Origin of the sequence: Pseudomonas serbica (assembly GCF_028823535.1) — a bacterium.
In the GTDB taxonomy this organism is placed as follows: Bacteria; Pseudomonadota; Gammaproteobacteria; order Pseudomonadales; family Pseudomonadaceae; genus Aquipseudomonas; species Aquipseudomonas serbica.
The window spans coordinates 141,201-157,552 of the sequence record NZ_JAQIYM010000090.1; the positions used below are offsets into that span (position 1 = coordinate 141,201).

Sequence of the window (16,352 nt, forward strand, 5' to 3'; positions counted from 1 at the left end):
CATCCATCCTTCCTGCGCAAGAGTGATCAGGTCTAATGCGTGGCAATTTACGCTATATATTTGTGGGCGTGGATAAAACGCAGTGATAGGATTGGGCGTCATTCACCAGGAGCGAACCATGATTCAATCGGCGATGCGCGAAGATCTTTCTGCTTATCTTAAACAGAACCCGTCCACCAAAAATTCGGTGATTCTCAAATGCTTGATTGCTGGCAACGGTGATTTGTTTGAGCGCGGCCAATCGCTGGCTCACGTGACTGCGTCAGGTTGGATCCTCAACGAGGAGGGGACGCACGCACTGCTGATTGAACACGCCAAGTACAACAAATTCTGCCCTCCTGGTGGGCACGTAGATGCAAACGAAACTGCTCTGCAGGCCTGCTTGAGAGAAGTGGGCGAGGAAGTCGGGCTCCACAACTTGAAGCAGTTGGTCGACGGCATCTTCGACATCGACATTCATCGGATTCCAGCCAGCGAGAAGAAGAACGAACCAGCTCACTGGCATATCGATGTACGTTATGCCCTTGAGGCCAGCAAGGTTGAGGCTGTAAAGATCAATACCGATGAGTGCCTGTCGTACAAGTGGGTGCCTGTAAACGATCCGATGGATCACATGAACGATGAATCCATTCACCGTTTGGCACGGAAAACCCGGCGAATAGGCCCACCTGCAAACCTGAATGACCTCGGTTATACACCGGCTCAAATTGAAACCGTCCGCCAGGCGATTGAGAAGGAAAAAGGCGTCGTCATCATGTCGGGGTCATATTCTCGGAAGTCGCTGACCCAATTAGCTTTGATGCGTCAGGTGATCGCAAGAAAGCGCGATTCGACAAAAACTCCCGGCACGACAGTGGAAAAATGCAAATCAACCTCGCCGTTTGAAGCAGCAGTGCGCAGTGCAATGCGTTCTGATCCTGATATTACCCTCTGCGGCAAGCTCAAGGACGAAACCAGCGCGGAATTGATGTTACACCTAGTCAGCAGCGGTCATCTGGTCAGCACCAGCGTGAATGCTTCCAGCGCAATTGATATCGTCGCTCGACTGCGCACGCTCGGCGTCACCGACGAACATCTTGGTGACAGTGACGTGCTATCGACGCTCATGTACCAGAGCCTCTTGCCGGTTGTATGCCCACATTGCGCTATTGATTTTGATCAGTTAAAGGCTATGGGCGACTACAAAGGTGACATGGTTGAGCGCATCCACCGGTACGTAACACCCAAGGCCATCGAGGGTTTACGCTTTCGATATGAAGCCGGTTGCTCCTACTGCGAATCTGGAATTACTGGATTCACTATGGCGGCTGAAGTGATTGAGCCAGACGCCGTGATGCGCCAGCACTTCAAGGATGGCAACGATGTGGCTGCCTTTGCTCACTACCGTAACGAGGGTGGCCACGTTGCCCTTGAGCACGGACTGATGAAGGCTTTCCGTGGGGAGGTTGACCTTTATGATCTTGAAACCCGTGTAGACCAGATCACCAGCTTGCAGGAATGTGATGAATTCACCCGGAAGCATCTGGGCTTGCCGCCTCAGCCGGAGTTCATGGTGGGGACAGATATTCACGACAAGCACCCGCTGGCAGCCACAGCAGACGAGTAACAATCTGCTTGTCGCTGTGGATGCGCCGGGAATACGCTGCGGCGCATTCAGAGCGACTGACCCGATGGTTCACTTCAATTTGACTACCGAGCAACGGAAATCATGTTTGCAGATCTGAAAACCTGGCAGCTGTGCCTGATAGTTTTGGCAATTGTTGGGATTGTTGTTCATTCGCTACTGGAGAGCATGTACGAACCACAGGGCTACCCCGAAGGGTCGGAAGACCTGCGTTGGCCCATCGGTTTTATCGGCTTGTGCATGGCCGTTTTGGGTGCAAAAGGCGGTTGGGCGCAAACAATGGGCTTGATGATGATCCTGGCCATTCTTGTCCCAAGCGCTATCGGAGGAGGCTTAAAACGCCGCAAGGAACGCCTGTATCGTTGGTCGAAGAGGCCAAAGCTACTGACTAACGCGGAACACCAACTAGCTGACAACCTCGTCGAAGAAGTAGACGAGATCATCTTCAACTCGGGAATGCCTTATCAGTTTTCAGCCGACGCCACAGTCAAAGGTCTGAATGAAATAAAAGACGCGGCCAGAGCCAAAGCCCAGGCCTATTACGCACTTACCGGCGAAAATATCGAACCGAAGATTGACGGGTTTCTTACGAAGGAAGCACTGAAAATCAAACTCGATTAATGCCCGATCAGACATAAATTCTTTTCTTTTAAGTCGAAAACCTTGCTTTTGATCACCTCGGCGTTCATGGTGGATGCCTTTGGCCACTAGGCCTACTTCGGGGATCAGGAGCAAGGTGTTTTTATGAAGACGACCATGGTTGGTTTGTGCTTGGCGTGGGCGGTATTCACGTTCATTTTCTATCGCGGCTACTACTTGCGCTGGGTACGCCACAGTGACTATGCGGAGTTTGCAAAAGTAACATTTGCGCAAGTCCAGCAGCACTTCGAAGAGTTGAAGGCTAAGCGAAACAGCGGCATCGTCGACAAAGGCTTCAAGATGATCGACGAATCAGCCTGGTGCGAAACCGTTTCGACCTTCGTCACTAACATCGTCCTCCAGTCGCTTTCGCCCAAAACCCGCTCTCGTGTGAAAGGCTCGCAAGCCGTGAGTACTTCCTTCACGACTTTCTGTGACCACTTCGTCAAAGACCTGGCTGCTCAGGCCTTCTTGCCTGAAAGCTACGACATCAAAACACTGATTAGCTCCGTAGAAAGTGACACCGATGCAGTCGCATTCTTTACCGGCGAACCGAAGTACCAGCCTGGTAAGGTACTGATCAGTCGCCTGGCTGCCACTATTCTGGCGATTGGGCTGTTAACCTCTGGCCAACCTACATACGCCGCAGCTGGGTCGCCATTCACACCATTGGACGCCTGCAACGCGTTGACCGAAGTGCCCGGCTTTCAGGTTAACCCTAGCGGATATTCGTTGCTCGAAGACGACGTCTACTCCTGTGCAACCCCTTACAAGGAACTCGGCACTGCCGGGCTCCCCAATAACCTTGCACTGTATGGCCGGGGTACAAGCACCCAAGTCACCCGCGTGAAAATCATGCTCAACGTAAACCAAGCCGCCAACGCCGCTAAAGACACTAAAACCCTTGGTACGATGTGCACGCAGATGGTCAGCAACCTTGTGGGAGAGGCGCCAGCCGATCTGGTCAAGCATATAGCCCAGGGCAAGCCCTTTGAAGTGGAATTCGAAGGTTACCGCCTGTTCCTCAGCAAAAGCGTCTGGGCCACCGGTAAAGGCTTTGAGCTGAACTGCGGTATCGCCACCCTGGATCACAAGGAGTAAACGACATGGCTAAATCGATACCTGTAACCTCGTCCCAGCCATTCAGTCAGCTCAACAGCCTGTGGTGGGTGGTAACGCTCGCCCTGGTTGTGTTTGGCGCCATGGTCATAAAGGAGAGCTGGATCGCCGGCCTCATGTTGATCATGTTCGGCGCCGTGGTGAGCCCGTATGGGTTCGCTCGAATCCTGGCATGGCTCTCCGCCGATGATCCTCTTCAGATTCGCGTGGCAATCGTTCTTCTCGCGCTAGCGGGCTCGACGTACGTGCTATATGAGCACACGGCCAGGGTCGCCGCAGACGCAGCGGAAGAAACCCGAATCAAAGCCCTGGCGGATGCGCAAGCTGCTGAAGCCAAGCGTACGGCAGAGGCAGAAGCTCAGTTGAACTCGACCAAGGCCTACTTTGCCGAACATCGGGATGCAGTCCTTGCGGAATTTGCCACGGCGGTAGACGGTAAGAACCTGGCGACGGCAAAGGCGATCCGAGATCGATTCATCCTTGCGATTCGAGACCCTGAGTTTGACCAGATCCTGAATCGCTACGTTTCTCTGAAGGATGAAGTAGAACGCGCCGAGGCTGAAAAGGCCCGCCAGGCTAAAGTCGCCACTCTCACCGGGCAACTTGCGTCGGTCTCGGCCACTGACTACACCCAGGCGATCATGATCTACACCCAACTGGTCGCACTGGAACCGGCGAATAAGTCGTATCAGCAAAAACTCGAGCGCTTCACGAAAGTACGGGATGCCCAGTACGCCAAAGAAGCTGCAGAGAAAGCTGCTGCAACCGCCAAAGCCGAGCGACAGAAGAAAATCGAAGGACAATTCAGCGGCTGGTCGGGCGCACATTACAAATTTGAGCGTCTGATTAAGGACGCGATGAATGATCCAGATAGCTACGACCACGTCGAAACCAAGTACGTCGACAAGGGCACATACATTCGCGTCATATCCACCTTCAGGGGAAAGAACGCGTTCGGCGGCATGGTGAAAAACACCAAGATCGCTGACTTCACCATCGATGGCAGCTTCTTAAAAGAAGTTCAGTAAGCCGGGGAGGGGCCAGGTTCTCGATGAGCCTGGCTTTGCTTCCAAATCTACCTTTTGCCTCCAAATCAGCGTCCCACCTCAACAAGATTGCCACTCAGCACCTCGGTCATGGGAATGATCGCCAATGGTGGGTACAATGCCGGCCTTTTTTCAGACCGACCGAGCATGTTATGACCCCGAAGTACGACATGAGCTACATCATCACCCTTGAACTGGGGTACTCGGTGCGCATGGTTCGCTTCGGTGTTCGTCGTGAGTTCTCGAAGAGCCAGTATGGCGAGCGGGGCGCGCTCTTCGCGGCACTGGACTACCGGGACAGCTTGTATAAAGAACACGGGATTGGCCCACGCCATAAGGACAAGCCAAATCTGAGGATAAAGAGTCGTCAACCCAATGGCAGCCTGTCGGGCGTGTCTCTGTCCATTGAGGGCACCGTGGCCTATTTTGTCTCCCGCACACACGACGGAACCAACTGGCAGAAAGTGAGATTCAGCCTGAAGGATTTTGGCTATGTAGAAGCGTTCAGGGCAGCGGTGCGCTTTCGCCTTAAGGACAGCGGACTCAATATCGATCCAGCCTCCGTTCCGCTTCAGCTGCCGACTATCGATCAGTATCTGAAACTGCTGCCGATCATCGGTAATCTGCCTGCGCCGGCTGTAGCTATTCCATAGGCGATTTGATTCGATTTTATGTGGTGCTGGGTCACTTAAGAGTGTTCCAGTGAAATGACTTAACCAATGACTTACTCAGGGTTTATCATGGGAGAAACACTCAAGGATTTATCATTGTGGCTAGACCAATTGAGCAGCTTGCAGAACACTTTCTCACCATTGAAACCTTGATCACTGACCAGCAAAAGTACCCGCAAGTGCACCCTTACCTTGAAGGTTGGGACAGCCACCTGAAAATCAACTCACGTGACTTCCTCGAGTTATGTGAAGACTTGACGAATGAGGCTATTGAGACGAGTGGCTCGTGTCATCAGGCGCTTGAAGCAATCCATAACCTGCCGCATGGCGCCGAGGCTGCTAAAGGGTTCTTGCAAGCGCTTGGAACGGTAGCAGGTAACGTGCATGCAGGCGCTGGTGAAGGTCTAGAAAAAGTCTGGGAACTCCTTAAATCAACTAAGCGTGAAGTTATTTCCGGCATGAAGGAGGGCTTCACTGCCCAGCAAGACCACATGATTCTTGATGTTGCCGGTGATGATTGGGGTGTTCGAAAAGCTGCTTTGTTAGCATTACGTGCTCCGGAGAAGCTTCTCGGTTATTCTGACGATGTTCTTAATCGCAACTCTGATGTGATAGTTGATATAGCTAATGTAATTCAAGCTAATGGCCAGAATTCGCAAACCTGGATCGATTTCAAAACCTATATTATTCAGCTGAATGACAGCGACGTCCTTAAGCCAACTGAAAAAAGTCGTCAGACCCTAACTGAACTGCTAAATAACGAACCGAATCAAATTCCTACGGGAAGAGCTTGCTCAAATAAAGTTAAGGAAATTGCCGAAGTTTTGGCTAACCCTCACTTGCTGTCTATTCGAAAATTTACCGCAGACATCAACGTCGTTTCACGGAACGGCCAATACATGAAAACGTCTTTCTTGAGCGATTTCACGAGCGTCTTGAGCCATGAGAAAAACAAGCTCAGGCGCGCTGGAGTTGCTTTCGAAGATGAGCTCCGTGAAATGCCCACTCAGCAGCGCGAAGTTTACAAGAAAGGTATCTTCTGCCTTCAGAAAATGCTGATTCAGCATTTTGAAGACTCAAAAATCGTGCTTGGGGCGATGATGCTAGATGTCAGCTGCGGTGAGAGCATGGACATCATGAATGAGCGTTCTGGACACCCATTGTGGCTGGAAAAGACGCTCGCCAAGGATGTTCCTGACATCGAGGAGATCGAAGATGCTGACGATCCAGCCTCCGTGTACCTCACGATATTGCTGAAAACTGCCATGTACCTGGATTTCGACCAGCAGCTACCAATGCGTCAGGTCGTGGAGGCCTTGAACGGCCCTGACAAGATTAAGAAACACGATTTCTCCATCTACCCATCAGATGGGCCAAGCCTGTAGTCGTGAAGCAAAATAATACGTGGCTGCCCAGGCAGCCGTTTTCACAATATGGTGGCTGCGTGAATACAGATTGGGCATCCCTGAGTGCCGAACAGCTTCAGGCTTACGCTGCAGAACACTTCGAAGACCATAACGATGGGTCGTCATCTTTTTTCAAACCTGGACAGGGCTTGTGGAAGCTTGAGTCCATAGATCCCTTGCAGATCCATGCGTTTGAGTCCAGGGAAAGTGCTTGTGCATGGATCTTGGAAGAGATCGAGTTCTTCAACTCTATTGGAAACCCTCGCGGCCAGATGTACCAAACCATGATCGAAAAGGGCATCAGTGAGCCTGTCATCGTCGGTGTCGCGCATGCCGGCGCCAAGCTCTGGGATGGCTATCACCGTGCGGCAATTGCGATGGTGAGAGGGGAGCCGCTACGATCCATCGTGGGATACGCTGACAGACTGGTCGCATCACTGACCGGGGAGACTAAGAGGGGCACGAGTATGCGCGAGGTCAGACTGCTGTCGATTGGAACCTATGACATCCATTCGCAAACCGGTACCTACCATGTAAAGGTCGACGACAAAGAACGCTCACTGCACCTGTCAGCGATCCTGACCAAAACCAATGCAAACAGACTGGCCATCCAGGGGCTCATCGAGGGTGTCAAAGAGTTGAAGGAACCTTCCAGCATCACCATTATTACAGACCGGCAAATCGGCCTTAACAATGGCAAGGCGCTGAACCAGGACAAAGTCGATGAGTTGACCACTTTGCTTGAGCGTGGTGGTCATCGGTATAAGTTGGTGTTCAACAAAGGACGGGGCAGGGAGGTCAGAAACGAGATTCATAATGCCAACCCAAAGCTAAAGAATTGGCACCCTACCTCAGAGAGCATGACCCCATAACTCGATCAGGCCATTGGCGGATCAATTGAAGGCGTTAAGGCTCGTACTGCGTTCAGCAAAAAACGCGTCGGATTTTGCCTCAAAATCCACTTTTAGCATCGCCTGGTCGAGGGAGAGTCCCCGCAAGCGCCAGCGCATACACTGACTGGCTTGGCTCACCCGCTTTTTAGTTTCGAACTGCGTCCCAACATGAAACTTGGTCAGAATTCGATTCAGCTCTTCCGGCTCTATCTTGTCTTTCAGCGCATCAGCTTTCATCGTCGTAAATTCATCACGCCCAGCTTTCAACTTTTCGATCAGCAGGGTCGCCGCTTCCTTCTCGGATGCGTTGATCTTCTCAATGGACTGCTCGAGGTCGATTTTCACCTGTGATTTTTGTGCTTGCGGCAGCGACGGCCTAGTCGGTTTTGTGTTGATGGTTTTTCTGTCGTATTTATAAGCCTTAGGCGCAAGCAATACACCATTGGCAAAATCGGACAAGACGGTCAAAAAAACCTGATTGGCCTCGCTGGCGTGACCCATCGCACTCGTGACCATTAAGTGGAACCCACCCTTGGCCTTGGTCAGCTTCATACCCGGAAATTTGCTCAGGAAGTCTGTAAACGGTTTGGGCGGCTTTTCTTTCAGAACGACGGAAGTATTCTGCTCCCATGAATGGGCTGTTGGCTCGGCGGTACCAGGATCAAGAATTTCATGATCGCCGAAGGCCGACTGCACAGCGTCAGCGATAACCCTGGTGTCGTGCAAGACGATGGCGTCAGGCTTGGCAAATTGCTTGCGAAACTCAGGGTCGAGCTTGAGACCCTTCAGGATCATGCTCATACTGATATCAGTCAGCACACTATTGAAGACCCACCGATAGTCTTGGCCGGCTGAACCACGAGCTTCAAGCACATGCCCAAAAGGCTGATTGGGAGATTCAGGATCGGTGAATTTCCCGACAATCACTTCACCCTCGCTTGTGGCCAGCTGAAATGGCTTGTCGTATTGACGCGTTTTCTTATGTAACAACCATGGATTCTGCGGCATGCTCAACCCTCGGGCAAAACTGAAGTCATGACTTGAGTTTATCCTCTCAGACGAACAACCATCAATCTTGTACGCTCCAGGGCCAGGACTGAAGTCATTCTGTTTTTCAAAAATACAAGGCATAAGACGCAAGAAACCGGCAGTGGTGGGGCCACGTGCCGGATAGGGGAATTCAAGTAAAACCAGGTGCTGTGTTACGCGGTAGCCTTTGCATGCTGGGCGAGAATTTGGAGCGCTCTTTCATGCAGGTTCTGGGCGGTGTCGAAGGCTTCTTTGACGCCTTCCTGGTTAACCTCTTCGAGTTCCTGACCCAGGATAATGAACGTTGAACCGATCATCTCAATCAACGACAGCACCACCAGCTGGGTTTCATCGTCAAGGGTGCCGGGCTTTTCGGTCAAAGCAGAGAGCTCAGTAACAATGTTTCTGGCCCTTTCAAACATCTTTTCCAGCTCTTCAGCAAAATTCATACACGACCCAACTAAAGTATCACTTCGCCATTGTGACGATGCTCTTATTTAGAATTGAACAGTAGATTAATTGAAGTAAATTGACAATACGTCAGTGTGTTTCTGATTGAAAACATGTCTGATGCCGTGAGATGCTTTACCTAATGAGCCAAAACTATAAGAGCGCAGGGCTAGTTCATGATCACTAAAGCTGACGGTAAAACTCAAACATCTGAGATGGTTTCTTTGATCGCTGGGCACATGGTTTTACCAGTGCTTATGGCGGTGACTGCTGGAGCTGTATGGGCCGCTGGCAAGGCGTTAGGGGGTGATGTGATGGCAATCTCTCATGGCTCAAGCATCAAGCCCGTATTTGACATGGCCTTGAACGTGCAGTCGCTTACCGATGCTGGAACATTCCTCGCCGGAACCTCGGCCCTCTGGGGTATTGCCACCGCTACGACTCACAATGACATCAGTGAGCTCGGCACGAAATTCAAAAACTTTGGGGCCGGTATCACTGACTTCGCGTCTAAAGTTGGACATTCCATAGGCCTTGTCAAGGAAGGGGAAACAGCCACTAACGCGCTCAACGAGAGAATGAACGGTCTGAACGAGGATACCGAACCTTCTTTCCTCGCCAGGGCTACCTGCAAGTTTGTGCAGGCTGCTGGTGTTTCGGCAGTCGCCGCTGGTGGTATTGGCCTTGCCCGCATCGCCTTTGACATGCCAAGCCTGGTAACCAATCCTGGAACTTCAACTCTGGCCATCGGTGCTGCTGCTGCCGTAGGTGTTGGTGGGGCTCTGTACCTGTTGGCTCGAGAAGGCCTGAAAACTGATCAGTCAAAAGATGGAATCAACTTCCAACTGAATTCAACGAAAGAAGCGACGGTTGAGGTCAAAAAAGAGCCTTCTTACCGTGTCTTGAGCCCCGGCGAATACTGATTCCAGATTGGGGATCCTAAGACCTCGTGAGTTAAAAAGCTGCCGATAGGCAGCTTTTTTGTTTTACTGCAGCACCGCTACATATCAAACGAGCTGGTCAGACCAGGCTCGATGCTGGTCAATTCAGCGCTTATGTTTGACCTAGCTTTATCCTCCCAGGCCGTAACGGTCGTCGAGTGTGAGTACAGCTTAGGCATCGCCAGAAATGATTGCAGCACCTTGGTACGTCCTGCTCGGAAGGCCTCTTCGGGAACCCACTGGTACTCCTGTCGTATAGCCCTTGTGTAGGCCGCGTAGCTGGCAGAATCAAGCGCCAGAACCGAGAGATCGATGTCGACCACGAGCCCTGCGTCATCCGCTTCACAGGCAGCCGTGTGGGCCGTGGCGATAATGAGTCTTCTGACCTCTGAAACCCATTTTCCTAAACCAGCAGCCAGCAGATAGCTTTCGGCAAGGTCAGCACTTTTGGCTTCGTTGTCGGTGCCACGCGGGTCATAGACTACATCGTGTAGCCAGAGGGAAAACTCAACGAGGTCAGGACGCTCTGCAAGGCCCTTCAGGGTGTCGAAGTGTTTCAAAGCCGCAAGGATGTGGCTGGTGTTGTGGTATCGGCGGTGTGGCTCGCTATAGAGCCTGACGAGCTCATTGAAACTGCCCTGCGGAGCTTTTGCTCCCAAAGAAGACCAAAGCTCATTCCAGCGCCGCTCTTCTAACTGGCTTACATTCATCGATGCACCTCACATTGAATCTCCAGTATAAGTGAGGTTCAAGGCCGGTATGGCAACAGATTCGGTTTTCGGCGCTTAATTGCAGCGGTCGCGGGGAGGGCAGCACTCACTGAATCTGTTGCTGCACCACGTACACGACTAAGCGGGCTGAGCCGAGCAGGCTGCCAAGGCAGCAGAGGACGACCATACAGATCTAATCGCTCCTCGCTCGGCACCTTTGGATTCCATTGCTGGCTTATCTCATTTGATATAGTATTCAAATATCAAATGGAGGTTTCGCCATGCAGACGCAACTTAAAGACTACGAACCCAATCCAGTGACCAACAACGACATCTGGCAAGCCCTGGGTCTACCGTCTCGTGGCCCAAAACTGTATCAGGCGATACACGATGGCTTGCCATACGCCGTTTATGATCGCATTGCCTCCGTGTTGATGCTCGATAAGAAGACCCTGGGCCTGCACGCCAACATCGCGCCGGCCACACTGGCTCGTCGTTCTAAAGCAGGCAAATTCTCAGCTGAAGAAAGCGACCGGCTGTACGCCTTTGCCGAGGTCTTTCACGCTGCCCAGGTTCTGTTTGAAGGCGACATCGATGCCACCAGGAAATGGATGGTGACACCGGTAAGAGGCCTGGGCGGTAAGGCGCCGGTGAGCATGCTGGCCACCAGGGTAGAAACCCAGGCCGTGCTCTCTCTGATTGGCCGCCTTGAGCATGGGGTTGTCGTTTGAGCGATATCAAAGCGTACCGAATCGTAAAGAAACGCTGGGCAAACTCGGCTTTTGATGGCGAAGGCGCCAATTTGTACGGGGGGCGTTGGAACAGCAAAGGAATCTCTTGCGTTTACGTTGCCGACACCCCGTCACTGGCTGTGCTGGAGGTGCTCGTTCACTTGACCAGCAATGATGTGATGCAATCCTACGCGATGTACGAGATCGAGCTGCCAGCTGACCTAGTTTTGCGAGCAAAAGATAAAAGCCTGCCTGCGAATTGGAGAGCGGAGCCGGCGCCGCAGGAAACGGCTAGCTTCGGTGATGAATGGATTGAGTCGGGTGTCAGTTTGGCCCTGGCCGTTCCGAGTGTGATCGTGCCGATGTCCTGGAACTATCTCATGAATATCAACCACCCGGCCTTCGCCGCCGTCGTGACGAAAGCCAAGCCGGTGGAATTCAAGTTTGATCAACGGCTGTTGCCTCGGCCATCCTAACGGGAACCGGTAGGCTTGCAGCTGCACCATAGGGATTTTTAGATGAGCAAGAATAAGCTTACCGAGACCAGCAAGTTCCTCAGTTACGTGCTGCGCCACTCGCCTGAGGCGGTAGGCCTTAGCCTGGACAGTGAGGGCTGGGTTTCTATCGATGCGTTGATTGCCGGCGCCGTGAAGGACGGCAGAGCACTGGACGTTGAACTGCTGCGAACTGTCGTCGACGGCAACGACAAGAAACGGTTTTCAATCTCCGAGGACGGCTTGCGCATTCGAGCCGCTCAGGGCCATTCGACACCCACAGTGAAACTTGATCATGTGGAGAAGACGCCGCCTGCCGTGCTGTACCACGGCACCGCAAGACGTTTCATGGAGTCCATTCGGGCGCAGGGTCTATTACCTGGATCACGTCATCATGTGCACCTCTCTGAATCAAGGCAGACCGCCACTTCGGTGGGTAAGCGCTATGGGTTCCCGGTGACCCTGGAAGTTAATGCTCAGGACATGCACAGCGAAGGCGCGAAGTTTTATCAGGCCGACAATGGTGTCTGGTTAACGGACAGCGTTCCCACAAAATACCTTGTCGAGCCAGTCCCGGAAATGGGCGATGCACAGAGAAAATTGTTCCACGACGGCATCAATCTCTTAGGCGAACCGGGCCGTAAATGAGACAATACATGCTATTAAGTCCTTGCTCGGACTAGCGCCTCGGGGAGCCCAAGGAACATGCAGCGGAACGTATTAAGACTGCCGGTAAACCAATATGGCCGGGATTTTGTTGTGGGTGATATCCACTTCAAAACGACCGATCTTTACAAGGCACTCAAGGCCGTTGGATTCGACCCGTCAGTGGATCGACTCGTTGGGGTCGGCGACGTGATTGACCGTGGCCCAGGCGTTCTCGACGGGCTTAAGCTGCTCGGGGAACCCTGGTTCACCACCGTGGCCGGCAACCACGAAGACATGCTGATCAATGCCTACCGTAAAAATCCGGAAGCCCGGTACAGCGCACATGGCGCCGGATGGTGGGCGACCATCGACGACAGCTCCAAAGGAATGATCATCGACAAGTTGGCCAGTCTGCCGACGGTTATCGAAATCCAGTCAGCCCGAGGTCTGGTCGGTGTCGTTCATGCGGATGTGCCTGAGGGTATGCAGTGGAGCGAATTCGTCACCAGGATTGATGACCCGCAAATCAAACACGTCGCGCAATGGAGCATGCAGCGAGTCTCGAAACACAATCGAGAGGGTGTACCGGGCATATGGCGTGTGTGTACCGGCCACACGTGGATTCCACGGCCTCTGAGGCTGGGCAACTTCCTGGCGCTGGATTGCTCGAGCGGCGGAGAGGGCCCGCTGGTGCTGTACTGCGTGCAAGACGACACTATTTACATGGAAGGCCGGCCCGTTTCCTTGAGCAGCGCTGAGGTAGTCACAGAGCAGCTGCAGCAGCTTGAGCATACCCTGGCCGACCTGAAGACCATGACGCATGCCAACAAGCTGATCGAAACGCAGGGGCTTAGCGTTGAAGCTGACGCCCTGGTCAAGCAAATCAATTCCGGTTGGCTCAACCTGCGGGAAGACATTTCCGAGCCGCAGCGCCTCATCAACGCGCTTCACGGACTCAGTCTGACGCCAGCTGATCGCAAAGCGGCCAAGCTTGAGCAGATCTGCGCCAGCTTCCCGGATACGCAAATCAAGCAGTTGCTTCAGCGCCTGTTCGGTTAAAATAAAAAGGTTGTTACCAATGGAAAAGCTGAGCAGCAACCCTCCACTTTTAGGCAAGGGTGGATTTCCACCAACTCGAGCATCTACCGATGCCTGGATGCGCCGCCTACAGGTTCACTTCGATGCCGGTGGAGAAATCACTGATGACGGATATCCAACCCGTCAGCACGACGTGGTTATGGAAAAGTTGAGTCATGGCTTTTGGCGAACGGGTAGACCATAGCGTCTGTTCGGCTGAAATCGGCAATCATCCAGAGACATTGCTGCTGCCGGGCGATACCGCGCTCTAAGCCGGCTGAGAAACAGTGCACTTTCTTTGACCCCAACCGTCCAAGCCTTTGAGAGCACACCATTCCTACAGGTGTGCTGGAGGCCGTTGTGTATGAGGTGCACCTTGATCAGTTCGTACTGCAGTGCGAAATAACCTTCATCGAGGACGTTCAGCCCTCACCTGGCATCGACACCAGCGACTGGGATGCTTACGGGTACCGCGAGATGGAATTTCGGGTGGTGTCAGGCCAGGTCTATGATGAGAACGGGGTGGCCAGCGATGCAGGCCGCAATGCCTGCGCTGCCCTGGCCGAGAAATACGCTGAGCTCATCGAGCAGCAGTTGTGGCGCCTGATTGAAACTGAGCGCCAGGATGTGGCCTGATTTTGGTGGCTGATGCGCCAACACTAGCCCGACCCAGCATTTAGGCCAAGTCGGGCTGAGTAAAATTCAGGCGCTACCGGAAGGCGCTTCGATACTCAGCTGGAAGAGGATCAGAGGCTGCCCAGTCAAGTAAGCAGTAAGGCAAATAAGGTGTGCTGAAACACTTTGCCAATGCCTTGTGCAGCCGGTCAGTCAGATGCCCCTCATGATCATCGTCGCGTCTTTCATGTGCTGGATTAAAGAAGAACTCAGGGTTTGCCGCCCTGACGCCCAATCTCATTCTTGCTTGCTGCGACCACAGGATTCCATCTTCCGCATCGTGTGACTCCACCACGATTGGAATCAAGACCGGTGGCGGGGCATGCCGCCGCTCAGTGAGCTGGTGAAGTGGGGCCCATTTGCCCCTAATATCAATGATGGAAGATGGCTGCTTTCTGGCCTCTTGGAGAAGTCGCTCAGCAAAGTCACGGCACTTCATCAGTTCAAGATTATTGGTAGCTTCACGGACGTGGGCAGTGACCTGATCAACTGTGTCATTCGCCAGACGAATCACAACCGGTGAGCCAAAACGAAACTCGTCTGCAATAACAGAACGCAGGTACTCAAAATCGACCCGATCATGATTTACGAAGGGTGGCTGGACTTTACCGGCGAGAACACGCTCAAAATTTGGTGCAATCCAGAAGTTGTAAACCATCCTGAACGGCCCACTGCGCTTAGTGCCGATCTTCGGTTTTTCGTCGCTCGTTACAGCTGAGGACAGTAAGCTGGAAAAACCGCGCCAACCTTCAACCGAAGAACCGAGCGATTCCAGCCTTTCAAGGAATATTTCGTCAGAGAGGGCAACCGGTTCAGGGTCACCGGTTAAGCCTTTAACATGAGCAGTCAATGCAGCGTGGCTACGAAAGCCAAGGGCCAAAGCGAGAGCTTCACTTAGGTGTGACGACGGAATCTTGTACGTGTCTCGTATCTGGTCTTTAAGCAGTTTGAGATTTGGTGCTGAGAGTTTTAGGTGAGCCATGACAAATCCTTTAGATCGCGTCCACCGATTACTCGCCGATCACAGGATTGTGTGCGGAGGGTTGTTGCCAGACTTGCAGAAAAGCTCCCGATTTAACCCGGTGGCAGGTTGGGTTGGGCGAACACGACCAAAAATTTAAGTGTTTTTGGCAGGTTGGTCAACCCTAAAATCAACAGCGCACCCAGCCTTGCATGGGTAATCGCCATGGACTTGAAATGTTAGTTTTTGCATGGCATATTCATGGGCGTCCTGCAGGGGCATGCTCATCCGTTTAAGCAAAGTGGTACCGCCACACCTGCGCTTCACCTCCTATCGCATTAATCACGCAAACAGCCAATTTCGGCCCCTGTGTGCTCGTTAACGGATGGCGCTCACCAGGCAGAACCGGAGTTGCTGATATGTCTGTTTCCTTTCACACCGTTCGCTCCCTCAATGGTCTAAAGAACCGCGCCAAGACCTTGGCAGCGGAGCGCTCCCTCGGCCACATGAAATCACTCGACATAGCCGCCCAAGAGCTGGGTTATTCGAGCTACAAGAAGGCTCAGCAGGTTTTGCCTGCCAGCATGACGATGATTCGGGTAAAAGTCCGCTGGCATGAACCGCGTTACAACCTCAAGGGGAGCGAAACCCTCGAGTACCCGTTCATTCGGCCATTGGGACAGATGCTTGCACCAGCAAAAGGTCGCCGGCGCCAGCGGCTTGGGATGTTCGTCATGACTTCGCCAAACGTGCTTGAGGTTATGTATCCAGGGTTCCCTATGACTCAAGTTGAGGCTCGCCGTAGGGCCTGCCAGACGATTCGTGAGCTGATGTTGATGGAGGCGCTCGACATCACGCCGGCGCCAGCGCGGATCAATGCATGGCCCACGGAAATTGGTACTGACCGTCATAAATATGAAGTGCGCATGCCAGGAACCGACCACTATAGCGTCTGGGTAACCCAACAAGGGGCGGCTCTGATCGTCAACGAACCCTATCACGACAACTCTGGCTTGCCGCTTCAAGCCGGCTGGTGCGCCGATAAGGGTTACGACATCGTCACACCGACTTGGCCTGGAATGTGGAATCCTGAGATTGGGACGCGGATGTCGATCCTGGCCCGCAAGGATTCAGGGCTCGATCTTCAGGATATGGCCAAGAAGTTGGATAACCTGCCCAATGACTTTAGCCAGAGCAAATGGCCTGGCCTCAGTCTGTAGCTATCGAAGTAGGCCAAG

General features: G+C 52.8%; 18 protein-coding genes. 14 read left to right on the plus strand and 4 right to left on the minus strand.

All coding sequences use genetic code 11. From position 1 onward, the window contains the following. Window positions 1–118: 118 nt before the first annotated feature. The 7 genes from NQL71_RS31000 to NQL71_RS31030 all read left to right on the plus strand — a co-directional run bounded on the left by NQL71_RS31000 (window position 119) and on the right by NQL71_RS31030 (window position 7,377). A complete protein-coding gene (locus NQL71_RS31000) occupies window positions 119–1,606 on the plus strand; it encodes an ATPase, T2SS/T4P/T4SS family (protein ID WP_274644660.1) in 1,488 nt (495 codons plus the stop codon). A gap of 102 nt (window positions 1,607–1,708) precedes the next feature. Further along, on the plus strand, window positions 1,709–2,245 hold the full coding sequence (locus NQL71_RS31005) for a hypothetical protein (protein ID WP_274644661.1): 537 nt from the start codon (window positions 1,709–1,711) through the stop codon (window positions 2,243–2,245). Between the two features lie 123 nt (window positions 2,246–2,368). Continuing rightward, window positions 2,369–3,364, plus strand: a complete 996-nt coding sequence (locus NQL71_RS31010; protein WP_274644662.1) for a hypothetical protein — start codon at window positions 2,369–2,371, stop codon at window positions 3,362–3,364. A gap of 5 nt (window positions 3,365–3,369) precedes the next feature. Beyond that, on the plus strand, window positions 3,370–4,410 hold the full coding sequence (locus NQL71_RS31015) for a hypothetical protein (protein WP_274644663.1): 1,041 nt from the start codon (window positions 3,370–3,372) through the stop codon (window positions 4,408–4,410). A gap of 188 nt (window positions 4,411–4,598) precedes the next feature. Beyond that, entirely contained in the window at window positions 4,599–5,081 is a 483-nt protein-coding gene (locus NQL71_RS31020) for a hypothetical protein (protein ID WP_274644664.1), read from the plus strand. A gap of 116 nt (window positions 5,082–5,197) precedes the next feature. Next, window positions 5,198–6,484 carry a hypothetical protein gene (locus tag NQL71_RS31025; RefSeq protein WP_274644665.1) on the plus strand — a complete coding sequence of 429 codons (1,287 nt, stop codon included), beginning with the start codon at window positions 5,198–5,200 and terminating at the stop codon, window positions 6,482–6,484. Window positions 6,485–6,543: 59 nt separating this feature from the next. Continuing rightward, entirely contained in the window at window positions 6,544–7,377 is an 834-nt protein-coding gene (locus NQL71_RS31030) for a ribonuclease H family protein (protein WP_274644666.1), read from the plus strand. Between the two features lie 21 nt (window positions 7,378–7,398). Here NQL71_RS31030 and NQL71_RS31035 read toward each other — a convergent pair whose 3' ends face one another. Further along, window positions 7,399–8,406 carry a hypothetical protein gene (locus NQL71_RS31035; RefSeq protein WP_274644667.1) on the minus strand — a complete coding sequence of 336 codons (1,008 nt, stop codon included), beginning with the start codon at window positions 8,404–8,406 and terminating at the stop codon, window positions 7,399–7,401. A 194-nt stretch (window positions 8,407–8,600) separates the two neighbouring features. Continuing rightward, window positions 8,601–8,876: a hypothetical protein gene (locus NQL71_RS31040; protein ID WP_274644668.1), complete on the minus strand. Its 276-nt coding sequence runs from the start codon at window positions 8,874–8,876 to the stop codon at window positions 8,601–8,603. Window positions 8,877–9,053: 177 nt separating this feature from the next. Between NQL71_RS31040 and NQL71_RS31045 the strand changes: the two genes are divergently transcribed. Further along, on the plus strand, window positions 9,054–9,800 hold the full coding sequence (locus tag NQL71_RS31045; protein WP_274644669.1) for a hypothetical protein: 747 nt from the start codon (window positions 9,054–9,056) through the stop codon (window positions 9,798–9,800). Window positions 9,801–9,877: 77 nt separating this feature from the next. Here NQL71_RS31045 and NQL71_RS31050 read toward each other — a convergent pair whose 3' ends face one another. Further along, window positions 9,878–10,528, minus strand: coding sequence for an HD domain-containing protein (locus NQL71_RS31050; protein ID WP_274644670.1), 651 nt, complete (start codon window positions 10,526–10,528; stop codon window positions 9,878–9,880). 281 nt (window positions 10,529–10,809) lie between these two features. Here NQL71_RS31050 and NQL71_RS31055 point away from each other — a divergent pair, with 281 nt between their 5' ends. The 5 genes from NQL71_RS31055 (at window position 10,810) to NQL71_RS31075 (ending at window position 14,114) form a co-directional block, all read left to right on the plus strand. Further along, complete coding sequence (locus tag NQL71_RS31055) at window positions 10,810–11,259, plus strand: Xre family toxin-antitoxin system antitoxin (RefSeq protein ID WP_274644671.1); 450 nt, start codon at window positions 10,810–10,812, stop codon at window positions 11,257–11,259. Beyond that, complete coding sequence (locus NQL71_RS31060) at window positions 11,256–11,735, plus strand: RES family NAD+ phosphorylase (RefSeq protein ID WP_425520706.1); 480 nt, start codon at window positions 11,256–11,258, stop codon at window positions 11,733–11,735. The genes NQL71_RS31055 and NQL71_RS31060 overlap by 4 nt, the downstream gene beginning before the upstream one ends. Before the next feature lie 42 nt (window positions 11,736–11,777). Beyond that, on the plus strand, window positions 11,778–12,401 hold the full coding sequence (locus NQL71_RS31065; protein WP_274644672.1) for an RNA 2'-phosphotransferase: 624 nt from the start codon (window positions 11,778–11,780) through the stop codon (window positions 12,399–12,401). Window positions 12,402–12,512: 111 nt separating this feature from the next. Next, the gene (locus NQL71_RS31070) at window positions 12,513–13,460 is read left to right on the plus strand and encodes a metallophosphoesterase (protein WP_274644673.1); all 948 of its coding nucleotides are present in this window, start codon (window positions 12,513–12,515) and stop codon (window positions 13,458–13,460) included. A gap of 378 nt (window positions 13,461–13,838) precedes the next feature. Beyond that, entirely contained in the window at window positions 13,839–14,114 is a 276-nt protein-coding gene (locus NQL71_RS31075) for a hypothetical protein (protein ID WP_274644674.1), read from the plus strand. Between the two features lie 73 nt (window positions 14,115–14,187). Here the strand turns inward: NQL71_RS31075 and NQL71_RS31080 are convergent, their stop codons facing one another. Then, window positions 14,188–15,135 (minus strand): hypothetical protein, encoded by a 948-nt coding sequence (locus tag NQL71_RS31080; RefSeq protein ID WP_274644675.1) that lies wholly within the window; start codon window positions 15,133–15,135, stop codon window positions 14,188–14,190. 398 nt (window positions 15,136–15,533) lie between these two features. On the opposite strand from NQL71_RS31080, the gene NQL71_RS31085 reads away from it, so the two are divergent. Further along, on the plus strand, window positions 15,534–16,334 hold the full coding sequence (locus NQL71_RS31085) for a hypothetical protein (RefSeq protein WP_274644676.1): 801 nt from the start codon (window positions 15,534–15,536) through the stop codon (window positions 16,332–16,334). The last annotated feature ends 18 nt before the right edge of the window (window positions 16,335–16,352 follow it).